The sequence below is a fragment of the Haloarcula nitratireducens genome, assembly GCF_019599505.1.
The window spans coordinates 1-21,472 of the sequence record NZ_RKLT01000012.1 but is presented as its reverse complement, the minus strand read 5'-3'; the positions used below and the strand labels follow the sequence as shown (position 1 = coordinate 21,472).

Below are 21,472 nucleotides of genomic sequence, written 5' to 3'. Positions count from 1 at the left end.
TTAGGGAGTCTTCGTCTCCATCTGTTCGACAACAGTATAATTTCCCTTCAGCGAGAGACTACAAGAGTTTTCAGTCGGATTATAGCTGAATGTTTGGGTGAAAGGAACCTGTTCACTAAATGCCGATTGTAGCGTCATACTAGCCTCTCGAGTATAGCTTTCTGAACACTCGAATAACTCCGCCAGGTAGTTGCGCACTGGAAGAAGCTTTCTCTCTCCCGGTTTAATCATCGAGTCAAGGTCATACTCATGAGTTGTCTTGTCGAAGGCTTCCGTATGTGGACCGTCTTTCGAGACGACTTTCTGAGCAATATCGGCGTGCTGCCCAGTGTTTTCTACAATGAGTCCGATATGACGTCGATTTCGACGGTGTGACGGCGGAAACTCATCGGATTCGTCGGGACCAATGACACCCCGAAGTTCAAGCGACGCTGAGTACGTCACTGGAATCTCGACATCTGTTTCCTCGCCGACCAAGACCAGCGTATTCTCGCCTCGCGTAATCCGCTTGGATGGATCGTCGCCAATTCGGGCAACGAGAAAGCTAGCGACTGTCTCATTGGCGGAGATAAACGCTCGATGGACCTCGTTCCCCATCCCGTTTATTAGCCCGATTTGTGTAATTCGGGAATCCTCCGCCAACTCAACATGTGCTATTATCTGCGGACTCGTGTCGGGTTTTGGCTCGAATGTGAGCGACTTCAGCGCATCTGACTTCGAACTTGGGCTCTGCGTCGCAGTCGGTTCCGAAGCGGTCCCGTTCGACGAGCCACCAATATTGCTGCATCCAGCGAGCGCTGCCATCCCACCTCCAACTGCGCCAAGGAGGCCCCGTCGGTCGATGCAAGTCGATACTGCCGATTGAGAGTTCTTGTCTGTCATGATGAATACACTCCAAGTAACCGTCCGTTCGTCCACACGTCGAAACCGTACAGCAACAGCCCGAGCGGCAGGAACCACAGTATCGTCACGACCACTATATTCGCGATATCCACGAACTTCGGATGACCCGCCTCAAGCCATTCCGCAGTCGTCGTCCGTTCGGTCGCGACGATATCGCTGACTACCGGATTGCCCTGCTCCCACCAGTAGTACTTCGAGCTGTAGGTCAGCGTCACCCGGTCGAGGGCCCGCTCCGGCACCGTGATATTGAACGCCCCACGTTCGCCGGGATTGAGCGTGTGTGTTCGCGTGCTGTTGCGAGCGACCACGGTCACGTTCCCGAAGTCCACGGGATACCCACGGGTCGAGCGTACAGTCACCGCCAGCGTCGTTCCGTTCGTGGTCCTGTTGACCACCGTCGCACTCATGTTAGCCGGGTAAGCATCCACGACAGCCGTCGTCGAGAGTCGACTTTCCGCCCTCTCTCCGCGAACGATTCCATGCACCGTCGGCGACCGATAGTCACTCAGCGGGTGCGTGTCGTTCGCTCGAAGCGTGAACCGCTCCGTTCGAGTATGAGTGCGGGATTGAGTCAGTTGGACCTCCACTGGTAGCTGGGACTTGTTCGCCGTCGTTCCGTTTCGATAGGACACGACGAACTCCCGCTGGATGCGGTCGTAGTCGTCACCAAACTGGAAGAACTGTGCATCCCTAGCGAGGGAGTGCTGGTCAAGATTCGCCAGCGGTCCTTGCCGTGCCGGTATGGCGTGAACTTGCAGCGGGCGAACCCGCTGGGCCGATGAGACGTTCGTTCCCGAAGACGTGTTCCAGCGCTCCCAGCCCGGCGGACTTCGCGTGTAGAACCGCCAGCGACTATACACCACGTCGCCCGTCTCGAACGTCACACTCCGCCACAACTGCGGCACCGCGAGGCTTGCACCCGTACTATTACGATGATTTGCCAACGACACCTCGACGTCCGACGGCGTCACTTCGTAGGCAGTAACCTGCCGCGAATCGCGTAGCGTGCGATTGTATGTCGTGATATTGCTGTCGCCAGTGACGGTTGTTTGATTCACCGTCACCGCGAGCGACAGCCGGACAGTCAGTGTTGTCGGGCCGGTGAGATTCCGGTACTGGAGCTCCGCGGTCGGCGACGTCGCCGTGTCCTGTCGCGTTCCGTTAGCGTACAGGCCAACCTCGTTGACGCTCACCGACTCGAGGACACAGGAGTCGCTCGTGTTCGCACAGCCAAGTGCTGAGCCATTGTAGCTACCAACCGTGCGAACCGTCCCGTTCGGACGGACGTACTGTGTCACTCCTGTCTCGGTGTGGACGACCGTCGACGGGTTGATTGAGAAAATCTCAACGTACGACGTGTTTGCCACGAGGCTATCGGTCGACTCGACCCGTGCCGGGTACCGCGACTGACTACTGTTATTGTAGCGTTCGAGTTCACGGTCGTTCCACGCTTCGACGGCCGGAGGTTTGCGGAACGTCACGTCTCCTGAACAGGCGATGTGACCGGCCGGGCTCGTCGAGGAGTCAGCTGATTCGTTACTCACGTCCACATAGTCCGAGTCTCCCGACCAATACGCCCGAAATGCCGGCGGATAGAACGTGTGGGTGTAGTTCGGCGGCTTCGTTCCCGGCCGTCTCGAACGGGCCGGCTCATCTACACCACACGGATTGCCAGCTCCACCGCTTTGAGACGCCCACTTCCCTGTGGACGTACTCGATTCTGATGCTGCAGTCTCCTGTGGCGAGACAGCGACAGCTGGCGTCACCAAACTACTGGCGACCACCGCAATCACGACGAATCGGCGTAGCAGCGACATTTCAGGTGAATCGGGGAGTGTCGTTAGAACGGGCTGACGCAGTTGGAGAACGAGAAGCCGATCTCGCTACCGAACTTGTTGATAATCTCCGGCGCCATTATAGCCAAGAACACGATTCCCAGCCCAGTCATCGAGAGAATCAGGTCGCGCCGGGCCTCGTTTTGCTGATTCGGGTTCCCGGTCGAGCGCATGTACGAAAGCCCACTTCGGCCAGTGAAGATCATCGCTGCTGGCAGTCCCAACGCCGCTAATGCGCCGAAGACAACACTAATCGCAGTTTCGACAGCCGTTCCACAGTACACCGAGCCAACTTCTGTCTGAGCCATCGCCGACCCACTGAAGAGGATGGTAATAAGCGACAGCTGGAGAAGCGACCGAAACCGAGGGTTGCTGAATGCCGTGAGCAGTACTGCCCGGGCACGGGTACGGAAAGTTCGGCGAGTCTGATTAGAGGGCGAGTCGTCGGCGGAGGTCGGTTTGATACTCATATTGAGGTTTGCTACTGATTGCTCTGGTTGGCTGGCGATGCTACTGGTGGCCCTTGATCACCTCCACGACCGGACTGCATCACACGAATCCGGTCACCGCGGAGGTGATCTCGTCTAAACCGATGTCAGATTTATTTGAATTTTAATGCCGCGATTTCTGTGAAATCAACTCCAATCTCGATGAGATTCACAAGTGGGTAGATAAAAAATGTACCGGCAGCCATTGGTTCTGCCCCATATGAGCTCTACCCCCCTTTAGGGGGTAGAGCGAATACGGATATTTCTTGGATGTCCAGAAAGCCGCGGTTCAGAGGCGTAATACTAGTTTCAGTCAGATGACTTTCTTAGCAATTACCCCACTATAGAATGCATTTTTGTTCTGTACTTTTCTCACACATACATACACCGAGCTACATTCACTATGGGGGAATCTAACTCAAGATGCGATTTTGTGTGCCTCTGGCCGACGAGAGGTTTATCATGAGTACCCGATCAGCAGTAGCCAACCAACGACTACCAACCAGACCGTCGTCGACTGGGGCATCAATCTCTACAATTCATACTGGGAACGGGCTCACCGCAAGGCAGAGCGGACTCCAGAAGCTGTGAGTGGCTGAACTAGCAGGTAGTAGACCTCCGAGCCACGGATAGTGGTGACATGGAGAAAATCTCAGTTACTGTCAAGCGACGTCCGAGACGATCTATTTCCCCGCTATCAAGCACAGCGACCAGTTCATCACACAAACTTCTCAGTCCAGTAAGCCGAGATCGGTGAGTCGGTCTTCGATTACGGTGAGCGCGTCTTCAGCATCGCTCAATCGCTTGCCACCCGTGATGACGAGTTTCCCGCTGCCGAACAGTAGTGCCACGACATCTGGGTCGTCGAGTCGATAGACAAGGCCCGGGAACTGCTCTGGTTCGTACTCGATATGCTCGAGACCGAGCCCGATTGCAATCGCGTTCAAATTCAAGTTCGCCTTTAGATCAGCGCTCGAGACGACATTCTGGATATCGATCGCTGGTGAGTCGTCAACCTCGACGCCCAAGCTACGGAGTTCATCAAAGACTTGGCCGAGGGCAGTCTCGACAGCGTCTACACTTTTCGCCCCGGTACACACCACTTTTCCCGAGCGGAAAATCAATGCCGCGGCCTTGGGATCGTGCATCCGATAGACGAGGCCGGGGAAATTCTCGGGATCGTAGTCACTTCCTTCTAGGTCCATTGCAAGTGAGTCGAGATCAAGTTCCTGGCCGATATCACTAGATGCGACGACGTTCTCTACTGTGATCGACTCCGCTGAGAGACTCATAGTAGTACCGTGCTCCCACACACCTCTTAAAACAGGGCCTGGTTCAGCGCGAACGAGACAAAAATTGGTCCGAGTGTGCCTTAGAGATCGCGTGCTTGGACCGTCTTTCGATCGTTGGCTTCAGCACGCTGGGCAGCGTCCTCAAGCAGTTCGTTGACTTCATCATCAAGTGCCTCATAGAAATCCGCCGAGACATTCTGCTCCGACAGTGCATCCTTCACAGCTGCTTTGACAATGAAAGACATTCCAGTGAGGACTATTCGTGTCTCCTATAAGAGGGTTTGAGCTGCGAGTTGCCGCTTAGATAGCAGTGATCCGGGTCACACTATCATCTAGTCCTGTGCGTCTTCCGGGAGCAAGGCGAGACTATCGCCTGCGAGAATGGCACTGACCACAGTTGTCCCACCTAATAACTCGCTACTGCCATTCGTATCAAATTAGAGGTGACCTTCTTTTGGATAAAAGTTAGGTCGCGATACGCAACGGTCGATGTCAGGGAGATCAGTGCCAGCATCATCGACGTACTCGGAGATGGGACGGACATCAGAGGTCGTCGCGATAACCCGAACCCACGTGTAGGAGTGCGACGTTAGGAATCCCACGCTGTCCTCTGTTATTGTCGTCAAAGGGAGCGGTAGGTAGTTGCCGGTATTGACACCCTCGTAGTAACATACGCCATGCTGTCGGCCGTGGGCTGGTGTCAAGCCGCTCGGCTGTTTTCGACATCGCCGTACAGCGGCCATTCCAGTCATATGTATCGCCCAACAGGCTCTGGTAAACCGCTGGAAGGCGTCAGTTTCGACCGTTGGAACTAGGGAAATGAATCGGGAAACCGCCGATGATTCATGTCTAAGATCTCCCGCTTCACGAGCAAAGCAGTCCAGTTAGCTAAAAATACTGTTGGTGAGCGAGGCGAAGTTGCCGAGTATTCGGTGGTGTCGCTGCATTATCGTGGGTTTACTTGGAAAATCCTACTGAGAAGCACTTGATTTGCTGAGTGAGATGCCACAATTATTCGGGGAGGTCGGCCTTGACGCGGCCGGTCTCTCCGATCACTCCACGCTATAGTAATCTTCAGAAGTATCTACTCACATCTCTCACCAGACTACTGAGAACCAACGAGCTACGCCGGTCTTCAGCGAGTATCCTTGCAAAGACTTCCAGATTCTACTATAGTCGCACCATCGTCCGCCGCAGTGGCCGAACACTGATATGCATAGATTGCCACAGAACGGTAGGAGCGCCACTATGGACTCACCGGCGTACCAGCGGGATGTCACCGCCGACAGCGATGTCGTAGCGGTCATTGCCCGACTAGTCAGCCGAGTGGTGACGGGAGACGACGACAGTGGCTTCTGAGCAAGCGAATGCAGACGTAGGCTGTGCGCTTTGTGGACTCCCACTCTCGACAAATCCAGTAACAAACGACTCTGGTGACCGCTTTTGCTGTACTGGTTGTCGCGAGGTGCAGGCGACCATTGGTGATATAGACGACGTCACTGCGGCCGATGTTCAAGCGGCCGTTGCGGACGATAAAAACGCCACACATGATGGGCCACCCGAGGGCTATGATCGGACGTTTCTTCGGGTTACTGGGATGCACTGTACAACCTGTGAGGCGTTCCTGGAGTCCGTCGCGAACGTAACTGCTGGCGTCGCCGACACCAGCGCAAGTTACGTGACCGAAACCGTTCGAGTTGACTACGATAGTAACGAACTGTCCGAATCAGCACTATTAGACGTCTTCAGCCAAGGCGCGTACACAGCCTTGCACCGCGACGACGACTTAGCACGTCAGCGAACTGAAGAGGAACTCACGTGGCGGCTGGCAGCTGGAGTTATGTTTGGGATGATGGTCATGCTGCCGTATATCATCTCACTGTATCCAGTCCACTTCGGGGTACTCTATTCAGGTCGGTCGATGGAACTCGCTCGTGAACTGGTTGCGTCGGCGCGTTACTTCTACTACTTCCTCTTTTTCTTCACGAGTCTCGTTCTGTTTTATACTGGCGGACCACTGCTACGGGGAGCATACGTCAGTCTTCGAATGCGACAGCCGAATATGGACCTGCTCGTGTCACTGGCGGCGGTGAGCGCATATCTCTATAGTACAATCGCCGTGTTTCTCGTCCAGATCGGCGTTATCGACGCGATATACAACCATGTGTACTACGACGTTACCGTTGCGATAATTCTCGTCGTCACAGCTGGGACGTACTACGAATCGACGATAAAACGACAGGCGACGAAGCGTCTCTCCGAGCTCACGACTGCACAGGTAGACGACGCGCGTTTGCTCAACGACGGCGGCCAGACAGAACAGGTGGCCGTCACAGATCTGACAGGCGGTGACGCTATTCTCGTTCGCGAAGGCGAGCGCGTCCCCGTAGATGGGACTCTCCGAGAAAACAGCTGTACCATCGACGAAGCGGTGGTTACGGGGGAATCACTGCCAGTTACGAAAGCGCCAAGCGACGATGTCGTCGGCGGCACCCTGGTGACGAGTGGTGCGGCCGTCGTCTCTGTTGACGATGGCGCCCCGAGTAGTCTCGACCGCATCGTCGACGTCCTCTGGGACATTCAGAGTGCAACGAACGGGACGCAAAAACTCGCGAACAAGCTCGCAGTGGTTTTCGTCCCGCTTGTCCTTATCCTCGCAGCCGTCGCTGGGGTGTCGTATCTCGCCCTCGGCGCACCAGTGACGACCGCACTCCTTGTTGCGCTTACCGTCCTCATCGTGTCGTGTCCCTGCGCTCTCGGGCTGGCGACACCACTCGCAGTGTCGTCGGGGATTCGAGAAGCGATGGAGCAGGGAATCGTCGTGTTCGACGATACTGTCTTTGAGCGCCTTCGGGGGATGGACGTCGTCGTTTTCGACAAGACCGGGACACTCACCACAGGCCAGATGAATGTTATCGAGACGGACGCACCGACAGAGCTCCTTGAGATGGCTGCGATGGTAGAGGAGCGGTCGTCCCACCCAGTGGCTGAGGCGATCACTGACGCAGTCGCTCCGACGTCGGTCGTAAGCAGTGGCGATCCGTCAGAAGACGAGACCACAACACACGCCGATGGAGGCGTCATCAAAGACACTGACGAGCCAGAAGCCCAGCGTGACGTGACCGCCTTCAAGAGTTACACGAAGGGCGTGCAGGGAACCGTTGGAGACAGGGCGGTACTCGTTGGCCATCCTGCACTCTTTGACACTCAGGGCTGGTCGGTGCCAAGCGAGATTCGAACGCAAGCGACGGCCGCTACCGAATCCGGGAACCTCCCTGTCGTTATCGGACGTGACGGCAGAGCGGAGGGTATCGTTGTCGTAGGTGATGAACCCCGTGATGGGTGGGCGGACACAGTAGCTGAACTGAACGACCGCGATATCGAAGTCGTTGTTCTCACGGGCGACGATTCTGATGCGGCCAGTACGTTCCGCCAGCATACACACGTCGATCATGTGTTTGCGGGCGTACCGCCGGAAGGGAAAGCCGAGACGGTCAGACAGCTGGGGGCCGGGAAGCAAGTTACGATGGTCGGCGATGGAACGAACGATGCGCCAGCGCTCGCAAGCGCAGACCTCGGTATCGCGCTCGGCAGCGGGACTGCGCTTGCTGTCGATGCTGCCGACATCGCTATTGTCGACGACGACCTTGCGTCCATAGCAACAGTCTTTGACATCGCAGCCGCTACGAACCGTCGCGTCAAACAGAATATCGGCTGGGCCTTCCTCTACAACGCTATCGCGATTCCACTGGCACTCGCTGGCGCCTTGAACCCGCTTTTCGCCTCGGTGGCCATGGCGTCGAGTAGTTTACTCGTGGTGATGAATTCCACACGACCGCTCTCGTCGTCGAACCAAACTGTCAGCGCAGCCAAACCAGACCGATGACTGGGACTATTATCAGTATTCCGCTACACGGTGCTGGAATCGCGGCCGCTGCCAGCACCGAACTAATCGTCTTCTTCGTGGTCGGCCTGCTTGGTGGCGCTCATTGTCTGGGGATGTGTGGCCCACTCGTGACGATGTACTCGGAACAGTTGGCTGCCGCGCCGAAGCGTGGTGCTGATGGCTTCCTCTCCCTCTACGAAGTACGCCAACACGCACTCTTCAATTTCGGCCGAACAGTGAGTTACGCGGTTCTGGGCGGCGTGTTCGGTCTCGCTGGATCGTTGGTCTTCGATGCTGCAGGTGTCGTCACTGTCGTCGGGACCGTTGTCCGCGTGAGCACCGGGCTCGTCGTCGGGACCGTTATTCTCGTCGTCGGTGCGCGCTACACACTGGGTCATCACGGCAGCTATGACATCCTCGGCAGCGGTCGGTTCATCCGCCTTTTTAGCACCTTGACCTCGAAACTTGAAGACCGGGTGACCGGGAACGGGATTATCGGGCTGGGGTTAGTGCATGGACTGCTTCCCTGCCCATTGCTGTATCCGGCCTTTCTATATGCCTTCGCTCATGGCTCCCCGAGTATGGGCATCCTCACTCTCGGAACGCTCGGTCTGGGGACGTTCCCGACGCTGTTCCTCTATGGAACAATCGTGCAATCAGTGAATCCGACGCGCCGTGCATATCTGCATCGTGCACTTGGTGTCGCTTTTCTGTTCATGGGCTGGATGCCTCTCGCTCATAGCCTAGCGCTTCTTGGCGTCTCCGTTCCCCACGTTGAGGTCCCCATTTACCAACCGTTTTGAGAGTGTGCGATTGTTCACCTGGAATTTGTGGCCTGACTCAGACTTCTCTTCGGCCAAACTCCGAACCGACAACCATGTGTTCTATTAAGCCTCGCTGCTCAGGCTACCGCTTTTTCGATTGGACGCCACACGACATATTCAGACAATCCTATCCGCGTTCTAGATAGAGTGAGTACATAACGACTGCAAACCCGACCGCAACAAGCAGGCTATTGATCAAGACACCCATCTCGAGGGACACCGACAGGACCTGATTGGCGATTCCAGCGAGGAGTGCCCCGAGTGTGATAATGCCGAATCCAACACCAAGTACACGTAACGATGGTGCCCCAGTTCGACGATAGGCCTTATAAGCAATATACGTAATCCCCCCTCCAAGCAGGAGAATTACCGTCTTTACGACAATGATGGCCGTATCGACCCAGGTCATAGTTCGTCTCCCATCTTCGACCAGATATCAGCGAGGCGTTCATCGGACTGGCGGGATGGTCGATCAATTGTCACCGAGAAGGTGTCTGTCTCGTCCATGGAGATCGTGACGTCGTCGAAGTCCCGTTCATATTTCGTGGTTCGTCCACCGCCGGGATTGATCACATCGCGTTCTCGAACGAGCGATGCTTGACTGAGGCGGTCTAATTTCCGGTACAGTGTCGATTTCGATATCTCACAGGCGTCGATGAGTTCGTTCGCAGTCATGGGTTCGGCTGTTTCGCGGAGAATGGCCCGACAGTCGGGGTCGTCCAGCGCATCCAGGATATCCTGTAACGATGGCGTATCCTCAGACGACGCTGGCTCACTCACCATCGGTCGATTGTCGAAGGTACTTCGGAAAGGCCATTCGATTACGAGTTGAACGGGCAAGGGTGACAGACGCTTCGAAGCATATCCGTCGCTGGTCTTGCATTCAGAGCTGGCTTGCCACAGCTGTAAACCAGAGAAACCGGCATCAGACGTCTCCACTGTCTGCCGCGTAGACTTCAAGAAGTTCTTTGTACCGGGTCCGAACCGTGACCTTGCTTACGTGTGCGGCGTTGCCAACTGTCTCCTGTGTCAGTTGCTCGTTTGTGAGATGTGTCGCTGCGTAGATCGCCGCCGCCGCGAGTCCATCTGGGCTCTTGCCGCTATGAACGCCCTCCGCTTTCGCGGTCCTAAGGAGGTCTCGCGCCTGGCGGGTCGCCTCATCGCTTATCTCGAGTGCCGATGCAAATTGGGGTACATATTCGAGTGGATCCGCCGGTTCGATCTGTAGGTTGAGTTCTCTGGACATGTATCGGTATGCTCGCTGGATGCGGATCTCTTTCACCCGACTGACAATCGCGAACTCCGAGAGTGACCGCGGGGTGCCGTGTTGCCGGGCTGCCGCATACAATGACGCCGTCGATATCCCTTCGATGGACCGCCCAGGAAGGAGGTTCTCGTCGACTGCCCGTCGGTAAATCGCTCCCGCGGTTTCACGAACTGGGTCCGGCACACCGAGTGCGGATGCCATACGGCTAATCTCGCCGAGTGCTTGTTTGAGATTCCGTTCATGGGCGCCTTTCGTTCGAAAGCGCTCGTCCCACGTCCGCAGGCGCTGTAGTTGCTCCCGTTTCCGCGTGGAAACCAACTGTCCATGTGCATCCTTGTTCTGCCAGCTAATCGTCGTGCTGAGTCCCTTATCGTGCATGAGGTGGGTCGTCGGTGCACCAACCCGACTTTTCTCTTCCTGTTCGTCGTGATAGAAAGCCCGCCACTCCGGTCCCCGATCAATCGAGGTATCATCGAGGACGAGCCCACACTCCCCACAGGTGGTCTCCCCGTGTTCCTCGTCGTGGACGACCTGCCCATCACATTCCGGACACGACGACAGCGACTGGGACTTGGTAGCTGTTTGCTGCTCCTCTATATCAGTCTGTTCTATATCGAGTTGCGGATTGGTCATGCGTAATCGACCTCGAATAGCGGCACATGGGCACTCCGAGTGTGTCTCTATCACGGACGATGAGGGGTAGCCAGAAGAACGTGCGTCGATTTCCCATACATTGGGAATCCGCGGTTCTATAGAAATTAGCAAAGGAGCCCGCACATCCGAATCAACTGCTCTCGAACCTCTGTCAGAGCCGCGGTGACCGATACACTGCGTGAATCAGTTACCCGTCAAGACGACTGTGTAGCAAACCTATAGACGTCGTCCCCAAATAGTTTGGCGAGTTAGCAACAATGCGGAGACATGTCCTCGCAATCTCCGTCGAACCGGGCCCTCTTCGCCGCATTTGTCGTCGACATCATCTTAATCGTCGGATACGCCATCAGTGCACTTGTTCCCGACCATCGTCTCTGGCCAATCGATGACAGTAAATGGCGGTGGTGGGTCAACTGGTCGGCCCTCTCTGTTGTCTTCGCCGAATTCCCCATGCTGACCTACCGTGATTGAAACTCGTCTCGGCTCACGAATACCCCTCTCCGAATCATCGGGGCTCTTATCTCAACGCTCGGTATGGCGAAGACGAGAGACCAAGTCGTGTCGTAGACCGGCAACTATCCCAGCCTGCGGGACGGGAAGCCTCGCCGTTTACGGCGGGGAGGATGTCACCACTAGCTTTCTCCGTGAGTAACCACGTATTGTCGTTCTGTAGCTGTTGAATCCATCCTCTATCTCTCGCAAGCCGACCTCAGCAAGTCAGCATCCCGCTACGTTGGAAAATAGAGAACTTTTGCTAATCCCTATAGTTGTATTGAGATTCGCGAACCGATCCCAAGCAACTACAGCAATGATTCGCGCACTGTACCAGAACTTCTACTCGTTTGCCGCCTAACAATCGAACAATGAACCGTCGACGGCTCCTCAAAAGTGGACTTGGGCTACTGGGAGGGACCTCTCTCTCTGGGTGTCTCAGCAGTCTCGGCTTCGAGACTCAGTCGGCATGGCGAGACCCGCCACTCGTTGAGAATCGTCCTACGGCGGTCTATTACCCAGCGGTTGTCGAAGGGATGGGACTATACGGAACGACGACCGCCGGTGATGTCGGATTTGCACTGATGCACTCGTTCCCACACCGCTTCTGGAATCTCACAGGAACGAATAAGACAAAAGTTGTTGTCCAACCTGACGATTCACTCCACCTAATGGTGAGCGCGTGGGATACCGAGACGAACACAATCCTGCCACTAGATATCTCTGCAGAAATCAGCGATACCAGCGGCCAAGTAGCCAGTAATAATCTGTGGCCAATGCTCTCACCGAATATGGGGTTTCACTATGGAGACAATATTGGGCTTCCCGGCGAGGGACAATATGATATTACGCTCCGTGTCGGCCCACTTCAAACCAATCGGACAGAACCATTCGAAAATCGGTTCACAGAGGCACAATCCGCCACGATGAGTTTCACATTCGATACGGATGAAACGTATAATCTCACGTATCGTCAGTTAGGGGAGAAAGCAGGCTCACGAGGGACAGTTGACCTGATGGGAATGCAGAAGATACCTAAACCAGTGGCACCACCAAAAAGCAACCTTCCTGGTCGGTTAATCGGCGAAGGATCCTCTGGCGACGCGAGGTTCTTTATTACTGTTGTCGAGGGTGGGACCCGCTTTGGGAAGGCGGGTCGCCCGCAGATGATTGTCTCACCGCGAACGCCGTATAACCGCGTTATCCTGCCTCGAATGACGCTCTCGACAACCGTAAAACGCGGACAAAAGACCGTTTTTCAAGGGCCGCTACAGGCATCGCTCGACCCCGAGATTAGTTGTTATTACGGGGCATCTCTCCCCGGGGTCGAGTCAGGTGACTCAGTCTCAATTACTGTCCAGACACCGCCACAACTCGCACGACACGACGGTTACGAGACTGCCTTTATCGACATGCCACCGATCGAGTTCACTGTCTGAGTAAGCTAGGCACTGTCCACACGTTCGAACTTGACTATTATGAGATGGGGCGAGTAGCTACGATAGGACGGTCTAGTGCCTATCAAGGCAAATACGGTGGCGTAGCTCCAGGGAGGGAAAGAATCCAGAGGCTGATTACTGTATATCCAACCATCACCACAACGAACGGATACTGGCTCCGAATCGCGACAAGACGACTGGAGAAGACGTCATATGCGGCTGCATGTGCCACCCAGATCGCTAGAAGATGTCCAATAAGCACGGCCGCAATACTCAGCCCTTCAAACCAAGATGGGACAGAGAGAACCAGCGGATTCGCCGGCGGGGACAGTGGAGCGGTAAGTGCCATGGTGAGTGCTGGGCTTAGCGAAACAAACAATCCGGCGTAGTGAGCAAGGTGATACCCCGCTGCAATTGCCAAGAGTGGTGGCGCGAACTGAAATGCAATCGTCTGAGCGGTGACGTAGGTACCCGTGCTGCGTCGTGAGACGCGACCCGCGTACCAGTATGCGCCCAGAAAGACGGTATAGCCACAGAAAAACAAGATCGTGTAGACGACGATTGCCCGCGTCTCAATGGCCACGATTCCAAACGAGACGATACCAACTAGGGTTTCGATAGTCGTTGCACCAGCGCTAGTAGTAATGAAGCCGCTGTACGTGAGTTCCCAAATCAGTGCGATGATGAAAGCAACGTCAGAGGTATCCGAGACTACGTCTGAATTCTGTAGTTCACTCCCAGGTAGCGTTATCCGGAGCGCACCGTTGTGCCGTTGGATGGGGGCAACAACACCGTACAGCCTAAACAAAACAGAGAGTGGGTCTGCGTTGTCAAACCACGATGGTGGACCAAACAGGACCGCACCGGCAATCGTTATCGTCGAGTAAAGAACAATCCCCATAGCGAGTACAGTTGGAACGGTGCTGACCGGAAAAATCACTTCGACCCAGACCAGAACTAACAAGCCAGCGACGGCTGGCCAGCGATGCAACCAGTGCGGGTACTCGCGAAAGCCAGCGGGAAGAACAGTAGCGATAGTCCGCCACGGGTTGAGTATCGGCCACACGTTTCCAATGAGATAGGTTGCTATCGGCAGACCAGCACGAAGCCCAGCGAACGCGAGTAATATCGTGAAGCTCGCGGTCGGAAGCTCCGGGCCAGTGAACCCGAGATATATCGCCAGAATGAGCATGCCGACGCCGAGACCGCGACCAAGCCACATAATCGGGCGCCACCACTGTTTGATTGTGGGGAGTGCTCGCGACCAGCTGTGGAGGTTACGTACGAATGTTCTGTCGGTGACGAAGCTTGCGAGGAGTGCTGATGCCCCGATAGTGGCACCGCCTGTCGTGAGATAGAGCCACCGCGGAATGGCGAGTGTATCCCGCGGCCCCTTCGAAAGTGTGAGTCCGTTTGCTGCTGCGACAGTATCAACCACAAAGACGAACGCCAAGAACCACGCCAAAAACTGTATGGTGAATCTGAAGCAAGCTGCTGAGAGAGCTGTCTTCACGGCCTGTTTTGCTGACCACTGCTTTGTCTGTGTCTCGTTATTGGGTGCCATATTCGTGTCTGGATCAGGCGAAGACGGCATACACCATCAGGAATGCAAAATAGAGGAGAATCAACACTCCAAGCATCTTTAAACGTAGCTGGCGGAGACTATCGTCTTCAGCAGAAAATGTAGACGTAAACGCCTCCCGCTCAGATTTGTCGAGTTGGTCGGGATGTTCTAGTCCTTTGTGAAGCACGAGGCGCTCAGTAGTCGGAAATGGTTGCCCGCAATACCCACACTCGCCCGCCGGTGTTTCGTCCTTAGGTACGGCAGTTTGTATCTGCGACATTATAATCTGTATTCGATAGCGAACGCTAGCAGAGTCGTATTTGAAACGGTTCTGGTTCAGCAGTCGAAACGGCTGTACTGAGAGTAACAGGACAGAAAGCCATCAAGCCAAGCGAAATGCTCAATTCAATCAGCAGGGGCGATATCGGTCGGGCTAGCGGATTGCTGCACTGATTCGACCGAGTAGATCAGGCTTCCGGTGAACAGGACGATACTCGCGATGATAAATAGCGTACTCAGCGGTGATGCTGAATCGACGAAAATCCAATAGAGTGGAGCCGCGATAGACGGCCCGGCCGCCAATACCGCGATCTTCGCGACGAGCGGGCCACAGCAGCCACAGGTACACGAACCGACGATAGCGGCACTCCCGGCGGCGCCTTCTGTCATCCCCGCGCGTTCTTCGACACGCCAGTGACGAGCAATCAGTGTGGCATTCAAGCCAATGAGAGTGCTCAACATCCCGACGATAATCAGCTGTCCGGGCGATATTGCCACGAAGAGCGGGATATGTGGGAGATACACTTCGAGAACCGGCCACTTCACGAGCTGGTAAATCGCAGGGAGGACGGTAATCACTCGTTCGTGGGGGAGTCCTTCATCCGGAAAGAATGAAATATACCCCGTAGCAGACACGAAGAAGAACGCGATAACAACACCAACACCAATCCCGAACCGGCGAGCGACCCGATCCTGCAGAACCGCCCGGAGCACATGACCCGCGTCTTTCCAGATAATGTATCCGACGAGGACGGGCGTTCCCAGAACGATACTATAACCTAGCGGGTGTGAGTAACTAGCTGGGCCGGGGATAAGATACGGATATGTGATCCATAACCCCATCATGGTCCCGAGGGCAGTGTATCGTGGTCGGGTCGGCCACCGAAACCAGCCGACAAGCGCGCTCATGATCATAATTAGGAAACCGATGGATAGCGATAGAAGAGGGTACCACGAACGCGGGAATGGCATTGAGCTTGCCATGTAGGAGGGGTCTGGCGACAGGCCCTCAAAGAGAATCGCCCCGAGTGCAGTCACGACGATTCCAAGGAAGACACCAATTAGGGCAGTTGTCGATGTAATAGCTTGCCGCCGCTTCAAAATGGTTGCGCCGCCAAGAATAACAATGCCGATAAGGGCGAGTACGATCCCGTGTCTCTGGGAGAGTCCACCGGTTGCGGTCGCACCGTGTGCAGAGACGGCCGGAATTTGTGTGAGGGCGACGAAAAAGAAGGTAAAGACTGAAAGTAACCGAACCGAACGAAGAGCGGACGACCGTTCCAGTGACATTAGTAGACCTTAGCCGACGAGTCACTTTTACCTGACTGATTCCGATGAGTAGCGACGACAGGTGGACCTCGCACACAACCATGACTGATGACCGGAGATCTATCCCGTCACTATCGGCGCTTCCCAAACGACCTCAAGACAAGACACATACTTGGCTAGCACGTATCTCAGTATCGAGAGACCGTGCCATCCTCAACTAGCTCAAGCGAGGATACCATCTTCGTTGCGGACGATATCAGTCATCAGTTCGGCACAGTGACTGTCTTAGACGAAATTTCGTTGTCGGTCAAGACAGGGGAATTCTTGGCACTCGTCGGGCCCAACGGGTCCGGAAAGACCACACTGCTCCAAATCATTACTGGATTACTCACTCCTTCAGAAGGAACAATCGCTCGCCCCTCCGGGTCAGCTCGGCCAATCGGTTATTTGCCACAGCATCCTAATCTTCGCGCTTCACAGACTGTGCGTGAAACCCTCGAATTCTATGGCACTCTCTTAGCCGATGCAACCGATACCGGCAGAATACTCGAGACCATCGGCTTGTCCGGTCGCCAGCCGTAGCGATGCTTCGGGCACTTCAGACGGTCGTTCCGGGCCTCCGATCGAGTGGCGTCATCGATACAGCGCCACTCGCCTCACCAGTGTCTCCAGAGAAAACTGCACGACTTGCAGACGAATATTCCTATGCAGAACAGTATCATCCCGCTACGGACACGGACCCGTACGACTATCATACGTCGGATCGAACGTACGGGTAAGGCCTCAGACTTCAGAGAGATGACGGATTCAGAGAACCGACTGCTCGCTGTCTTCGAGCGAGAATTTCGGACAATCATTCGGTCTCGGACGTACGGGGTTATCGCTCTGGGCTTTGTAGTTGCGGTTCTCGCACTCAGTGCGATTGGCGGTGTCTCCGGGTACATTTCCGTCATTCTGGGCATCCTCACGCCACTGGAGGCCCTCCTCGTCGTCTTAGGGGCCGCGTTCGGCTATCGTGCACTTCTAGCCGACGACCTCTCAGGAGAGCTCGATATGGTTCGTTCGTTTCCGATTCCACGAGTAGCGTATACCGGTGGTGTCCTTCTCGGCCGAGTGACTGCTATCGTCAGCATCGTCCTCGCATCATTATTCATAGTCGGAGTAGTAGTTCAGCTCTCGCCTAGCGGTTCGACTGACTATCTCCTCCGCCGAACAGCGTACAATGGCGCACTGTTGTTCGTCCGTTTTAGCGTGCTGACGACGATAGCGGCAGTAGTGTTTTTCACAGTCATAACGGCCGTTTCGGCTGCTGTAAATCGGTTGCAGCAAGCGATTTCGATGGTCGTCTTAGTTGCCGTCATGCTCGCACTCGGGCTGGATGTGGCGATCCTCACCGGACTTGCAACGAACGTCCTGTCTCCCAGTTCACTTCCATGGCTCCTCGCGCTGAGTCCTCTCAGCGCGTACCGTGGCCTCGTATTAGCACTCGTTATTGAGTCGGCATCTGCAGCAACGCTCCAGTCAGGGTCGGTCCTCGCGAACAGTATCGGTCTGCTCGGGTGGGCTATTGGTTCCCTAGTAGTCAGTGTTCGCTTGGTCTGGTAGTAACCTCTGGGAGCGAGTATCCGAAAGTTCTCCTGATGTCCCGGTGAACATCTTCCAACAGAATGTCGTATCATTCTGGCAATATCTGGATTGGAATCAGTCAAACGTGGCTCGAGATCATCCTTTGTTCAGGACCAGTACTGGTTGTCGTGAGTGCGCTGATATGGACCGGAACAGTGTCGATAGCCTTGCTCTCGCTTCCGATCAGCGCGATAACCGTCCTCGCGATCGTGATCGGATACGATAGGGAGTCTCCGTCTGTTGAGTGGTTCTCTCAGTGGCCACACGAAAGGCGCAGTCCAGATTTGATTGTCTCAGTTATTGGATATCTTGGCGTGGTTGCGCTCTCGACACTGGTAGCTGTCGTTGCATACGAGATCACACAGACGCTTGCTATCGGGATGATCGTGTCGTCGCTCAGCGGTATTTGGTTCTTCAAGCATCTACACTTTTTTCTCTCGCTTGACTCGAACACCGAGAAACAGGTCTGAACACACTGAACGAGACTGAAAGAGTATACTATAACCAGAGTTCCAGCACGTACGCTCATGGCGGTTTCAAAAGACAAATGACGATTCAGTAGCCAGCAAGACTATGCGACGTCGTCGACTCCTAATGACTGGCGGGGCGGCGTTCTTTACCGGAATCTCAGGTTGTGCACGTACGTCAGGTCAGTCAGCAGCGAATTTCAACGCCTCAAGCCCAGCGTTCTCTACTAATAGTGAGTTACCAACCCGATTCACATGTGATGGAGCGGGAGTTTCTCCACCACTTGTTGTCGAAAATATCCCCAAGCCGACAGCTGCACTAGCTGTCGCAGTCGAGTATGATCGCGGCGTGATCAATGAGCCAGTACTCTGGACGCTCTGGAACGTCCCGACGCAAAATAGGATTCCCGCGGATATTCCTCGAACAGCAACCGTTGACTCGCTTGATGGCGCTCGGCAGGGACGACGGCCCGGACAGCCACCCGGATACAATCCGCCGTGTCCGCCAGCCGGTAAAGTATACGAACATCGGTTCCAAGTGCATGCACTCAGTGAGGAACTCACGCTGAAAGGTGGCGCAACCCACGATACAGCGAGAGACGCGATCGGGAATAACGTCCTTGCAAGCAGTCGAATCACGGTTACATACACTCGTTCGGCTAAGACTACCGAACAGGAGTAGGCGTGACGAGTTCAGCAGCCGATAATCCGTCAAGAATCTACTGATTTAAATTATGCTGCTATTTTTCACCGAGAACAATCTCTCCATTTTCGACGCCATATGCCAGTTGCTTCAATCGAATCTGTGACAATGGTTCCTGTGACTGTTCGAAAGAAATCAGGACATCTCCATCCAAGTCGGTTTCTCTCCCCTCTGCAACGAGTATTTCATTTACTTTACGCTCGGTCCCCAACCCCGGATTCCCACGAAATTGTGTGAGTGTGGAGAGCACAACTATGGTTGAGCCAGTCCGTACTGTAGCACCATTCGGGAGTTCAACTTGGTCAAGAGTGATCGTCATACGAACTCCTAACTCCTGTAGTTCTGTAAGACCACGGTTTGTTCTAAGTAGCACTCTCCTAGCTACGAAAGATACGAAGTCGACATGCCAGTGTTAATAATCTAGAGCCCATATTTTAATAATATGGGTGTAATTACACCCCCATATATAGCAGCTAGATTAATAAAAGAGGGCTGTCTAGCGTTCCATAATGACCTCGTCTGGTCGGGATTCACACAACGCGGCCGCGGAATCCCATGCACACGACCACGATGACGAAGAGCACGATCACGATCATGATCACGAATATGACGAAGCAAGCACGACAGCAATAGAAGATGGTACCGTCGCTCAGTTCTCGGTTCCCGAGATGGATTGTCCGTCTTGTGCTGGGAAAGTCGAGAACAGCGTCCAGAAAATCGACGGCATCAACGATGTTGACCCGCAGGTGACAACAGGGACACTCACTGTCTCCTACGAGAGCGACCAGACGACAGCAGACGCCATCGTCGACCGTGTGGAGAAAGCAGGATACGATGTCGACAATTCCGGGGCGGTCACGGCGAAATTCACAGTCCCGGAAATGGACTGTCCCTCGTGTGCTGGCAAGGTCGAGAACGCGCTCGAGGGGGTCGCTGGTGTGTCGATGTCGGACCCGCAGCCAACGACCGGCAAGGTTGCGGTCACGTACGATTCGACGACCGTTACTGCGGAAGACATCGTCGCCGCCATCGAGAGCGCGGGCTACGAGGTCACAAACACTACTGCCGACGGCATCGAGGGCAGCGACGACCGCGATTCACAGGAGCGGATCTGGACGGGCGCACGTGCAATCAAGACGTGGATCAGTGGTGGCTTCGTCGCACTCGGTCTCCTCTTCGAGTTCGTTCTCCTCGAGCAGAATATCCAGGTCGCAAGTTTCGTCGGCAGCGAACTCCTCGTTGCAGACGTACTATTTCTAATCGCCATCGCCGTTGGCGGCCAGGAAATCCTCCGGAACGGGTACTATTCCGCCCGGAATGTGAACCTTGACATCGACTTCCTGATGTCGATCGCCATTCTCGGGGCGCTCGTCGCAAGTCTCGCGTTCGGGGAGGCGCTCTATTTCGAAGCCGCCACACTCGCGTTCCTCTTCAGTATCGCGGAACTCCTCGAGCGCTACTCGATGGACCGTGCACGCAATTCGCTCCAAGAGTTGATGGATCTCTCTCCGGACGAGGCGACCGTCAAACGGAACGGAACCGAGGAGACGATTCCAGTCGACGAGGTTGCGGTCGGTGATATCGTGGTCGTCAAACCTGGAGAGAAGATTCCGATGGATGGTACGGTCGTTGACGGCGAGAGCGCAGTAAACCAAGCACCGATCACTGGTGAGAGCGTGCCCGTCGATAAGACCGACGGCGACGAGGTGTACGCCGGCACCATCAATGAGGAGGGCTACCTCGAAGTGGAAGTCACTTCGGAGGCCGGCGACAATACGCTCTCCCGCATCGTCGAGATGGTTGAGGACGCCCAAGCCAACAAGACCGAACGCGAGCAGTTCGTCGAGCGCTTCTCTGCATACTATACGCCGGTCGTCGTCGCGTTCGCCGTCCTCGTCACGGTGGGCAGTCCATACATCCTTGGGACAACGTGGTCGACAGCCGTCGTTTACGGTCTCACCCTACTAGTGCTCGCCTGTCCATGCGCGTTCGTCATCTCGACGCCTGTCTCGGTCGTGTCGGGCATAACCAGCGCCGCGAAGAACGGGGTCCTCATCAAAGGTGGGAACCACCTCGAAGCGATGGGCGCGGTCGACATCGTCGCCTTCGACAAGACAGGGACGCTCACGAAGGGCGAACTCACCGTCACCAACGTCGTGCCGCTGAACGGCAACACTGAGGACGATGTCCTTCGGTGTGCCCGCGGACTCGAACAGCGCAGTGAACACCCCATCAGCGAAGCTATCGTCTCAGAGGCGGGCGCAGCCGGTGTCGCCGAACGTGAGATTGACGAGTTCGAGAGCATTACTGGGAAGGGTGTCCGGGCGAATCTTGACGGGACGCCCCACTTCGCCGGAAAGCCCGGGCTGTTCGAGGATCTCGGCTTCGACCTTTCACACGTCCACGCGACGACCGACGGTGGGGTTGTCACCCGAACCGCAGAGCAGCTGTGTGAACGCAACAACTGTCTCGACCTCCTCGAAG

20 protein-coding genes and 1 pseudogene are annotated in these 21,472 nt (G+C 55.3%); 10 read left to right on the top strand and 11 right to left on the bottom strand.

Annotation, left to right across the window (positions count from 1 at the left end):
* From EGH23_RS18785 to EGH23_RS18765, 5 genes are all read right to left on the bottom strand, one after another.
* Entirely contained in the window at window positions 1–882 is an 882-nt protein-coding gene (locus EGH23_RS18785) for a hypothetical protein (protein ID WP_220581520.1), read from the bottom strand.
* Window positions 879–2,447 carry a DUF8186 domain-containing protein gene (locus EGH23_RS18780; protein WP_220581519.1) on the bottom strand — a complete coding sequence of 523 codons (1,569 nt, stop codon included), beginning with the start codon at window positions 2,445–2,447 and terminating at the stop codon, window positions 879–881. The genes EGH23_RS18785 and EGH23_RS18780 overlap by 4 nt, the downstream gene beginning before the upstream one ends.
* 296 nt (window positions 2,448–2,743) lie before the next feature.
* Window positions 2,744–3,046, bottom strand: coding sequence for a hypothetical protein (locus EGH23_RS18775; protein ID WP_236044940.1), 303 nt, complete (start codon window positions 3,044–3,046; stop codon window positions 2,744–2,746).
* Between the two features lie 911 nt (window positions 3,047–3,957).
* Window positions 3,958–4,518 (bottom strand): TATA-box-binding protein, encoded by a 561-nt coding sequence (locus tag EGH23_RS18770; protein WP_220581517.1) that lies wholly within the window; start codon window positions 4,516–4,518, stop codon window positions 3,958–3,960.
* A gap of 80 nt (window positions 4,519–4,598) precedes the next feature.
* Complete coding sequence (locus tag EGH23_RS18765; RefSeq protein WP_220581516.1) at window positions 4,599–4,763, bottom strand: DUF1931 domain-containing protein; 165 nt, start codon at window positions 4,761–4,763, stop codon at window positions 4,599–4,601.
* A gap of 600 nt (window positions 4,764–5,363) precedes the next feature.
* Here EGH23_RS18765 and EGH23_RS18760 point away from each other — a divergent pair.
* From EGH23_RS18760 to EGH23_RS18750, 3 genes and pseudogenes are all read left to right on the top strand, one after another.
* Window positions 5,364–5,583 (top strand): annotated as a pseudogene (locus EGH23_RS18760) (IS5/IS1182 family transposase); the annotation flags it as partial.
* 400 nt (window positions 5,584–5,983) lie between these two features.
* Entirely contained in the window at window positions 5,984–8,404 is a 2,421-nt protein-coding gene (locus EGH23_RS18755) for a heavy metal translocating P-type ATPase (protein WP_328766471.1), read from the top strand.
* A complete protein-coding gene (locus EGH23_RS18750) occupies window positions 8,401–9,207 on the top strand; it encodes a sulfite exporter TauE/SafE family protein (RefSeq protein ID WP_220581514.1) in 807 nt (268 codons plus the stop codon). Before EGH23_RS18755 ends, EGH23_RS18750 begins: the two co-directional genes overlap by 4 nt.
* A 148-nt stretch (window positions 9,208–9,355) precedes the next feature.
* On the opposite strand, the gene EGH23_RS18745 is transcribed toward EGH23_RS18750, so the two are convergent.
* The 3 genes from EGH23_RS18745 to EGH23_RS18735 all read right to left on the bottom strand — a co-directional run bounded on the left by EGH23_RS18745 (window position 9,356) and on the right by EGH23_RS18735 (window position 11,128).
* Window positions 9,356–9,637, bottom strand: coding sequence for a DUF7521 family protein (locus EGH23_RS18745; RefSeq protein WP_220581513.1), 282 nt, complete (start codon window positions 9,635–9,637; stop codon window positions 9,356–9,358).
* Window positions 9,634–10,011 carry a winged helix-turn-helix domain-containing protein gene (locus tag EGH23_RS18740; protein WP_220581512.1) on the bottom strand — a complete coding sequence of 126 codons (378 nt, stop codon included), beginning with the start codon at window positions 10,009–10,011 and terminating at the stop codon, window positions 9,634–9,636. Before EGH23_RS18740 ends, EGH23_RS18745 begins: the two co-directional genes overlap by 4 nt.
* Before the next feature lie 142 nt (window positions 10,012–10,153).
* Window positions 10,154–11,128, bottom strand: coding sequence for a transcription initiation factor IIB (locus EGH23_RS18735; protein WP_220581511.1), 975 nt, complete (start codon window positions 11,126–11,128; stop codon window positions 10,154–10,156).
* 288 nt (window positions 11,129–11,416) lie between these two features.
* Here EGH23_RS18735 and EGH23_RS18730 point away from each other — a divergent pair, with 288 nt between their 5' ends.
* Window positions 11,417–11,620 carry a hypothetical protein gene (locus EGH23_RS18730; RefSeq protein WP_220581510.1) on the top strand — a complete coding sequence of 68 codons (204 nt, stop codon included), beginning with the start codon at window positions 11,417–11,419 and terminating at the stop codon, window positions 11,618–11,620.
* 392 nt (window positions 11,621–12,012) lie between these two features.
* A complete protein-coding gene (locus EGH23_RS18725; RefSeq protein WP_220581509.1) occupies window positions 12,013–13,080 on the top strand; it encodes an iron transporter in 1,068 nt (355 codons plus the stop codon).
* Window positions 13,081–13,162: 82 nt separating this feature from the next.
* On the opposite strand, the gene EGH23_RS18720 is transcribed toward EGH23_RS18725, so the two are convergent.
* Together EGH23_RS18720 and EGH23_RS18715 are read right to left on the bottom strand one after the other, a co-directional pair.
* Entirely contained in the window at window positions 13,163–14,644 is a 1,482-nt protein-coding gene (locus tag EGH23_RS18720; RefSeq protein WP_236044939.1) for a hypothetical protein, read from the bottom strand.
* Between the two features lie 405 nt (window positions 14,645–15,049).
* Complete coding sequence (locus tag EGH23_RS18715; protein ID WP_220581508.1) at window positions 15,050–16,213, bottom strand: hypothetical protein; 1,164 nt, start codon at window positions 16,211–16,213, stop codon at window positions 15,050–15,052.
* A 183-nt stretch (window positions 16,214–16,396) separates the two neighbouring features.
* Here EGH23_RS18715 and EGH23_RS27255 point away from each other — a divergent pair, with 183 nt between their 5' ends.
* The 4 genes from EGH23_RS27255 (at window position 16,397) to EGH23_RS18695 (ending at window position 18,967) form a co-directional block, all read left to right on the top strand.
* The gene (locus tag EGH23_RS27255; RefSeq protein ID WP_220581507.1) at window positions 16,397–16,774 is read left to right on the top strand and encodes an ATP-binding cassette domain-containing protein; all 378 of its coding nucleotides are present in this window, start codon (window positions 16,397–16,399) and stop codon (window positions 16,772–16,774) included.
* Between the two features lie 216 nt (window positions 16,775–16,990).
* Entirely contained in the window at window positions 16,991–17,797 is an 807-nt protein-coding gene (locus EGH23_RS18705; RefSeq protein ID WP_220581506.1) for a hypothetical protein, read from the top strand.
* Window positions 17,798–17,946: 149 nt separating this feature from the next.
* The gene (locus EGH23_RS18700; protein WP_220581505.1) at window positions 17,947–18,288 is read left to right on the top strand and encodes a hypothetical protein; all 342 of its coding nucleotides are present in this window, start codon (window positions 17,947–17,949) and stop codon (window positions 18,286–18,288) included.
* 103 nt (window positions 18,289–18,391) lie between these two features.
* Window positions 18,392–18,967, top strand: a complete 576-nt coding sequence (locus EGH23_RS18695) for a YbhB/YbcL family Raf kinase inhibitor-like protein (protein WP_220581504.1) — start codon at window positions 18,392–18,394, stop codon at window positions 18,965–18,967.
* 58 nt (window positions 18,968–19,025) lie between these two features.
* Here EGH23_RS18695 and EGH23_RS18690 read toward each other — a convergent pair whose 3' ends face one another.
* Window positions 19,026–19,307 carry a hypothetical protein gene (locus tag EGH23_RS18690; RefSeq protein ID WP_220581503.1) on the bottom strand — a complete coding sequence of 94 codons (282 nt, stop codon included), beginning with the start codon at window positions 19,305–19,307 and terminating at the stop codon, window positions 19,026–19,028.
* A 190-nt stretch (window positions 19,308–19,497) separates the two neighbouring features.
* Between EGH23_RS18690 and EGH23_RS18685 the strand changes: the two genes are divergently transcribed.
* Window positions 19,498–21,472, top strand: a 1,975-nt coding sequence (locus tag EGH23_RS18685; protein WP_220581502.1) for a heavy metal translocating P-type ATPase, incomplete at its 3' end; no start/stop codon positions are given.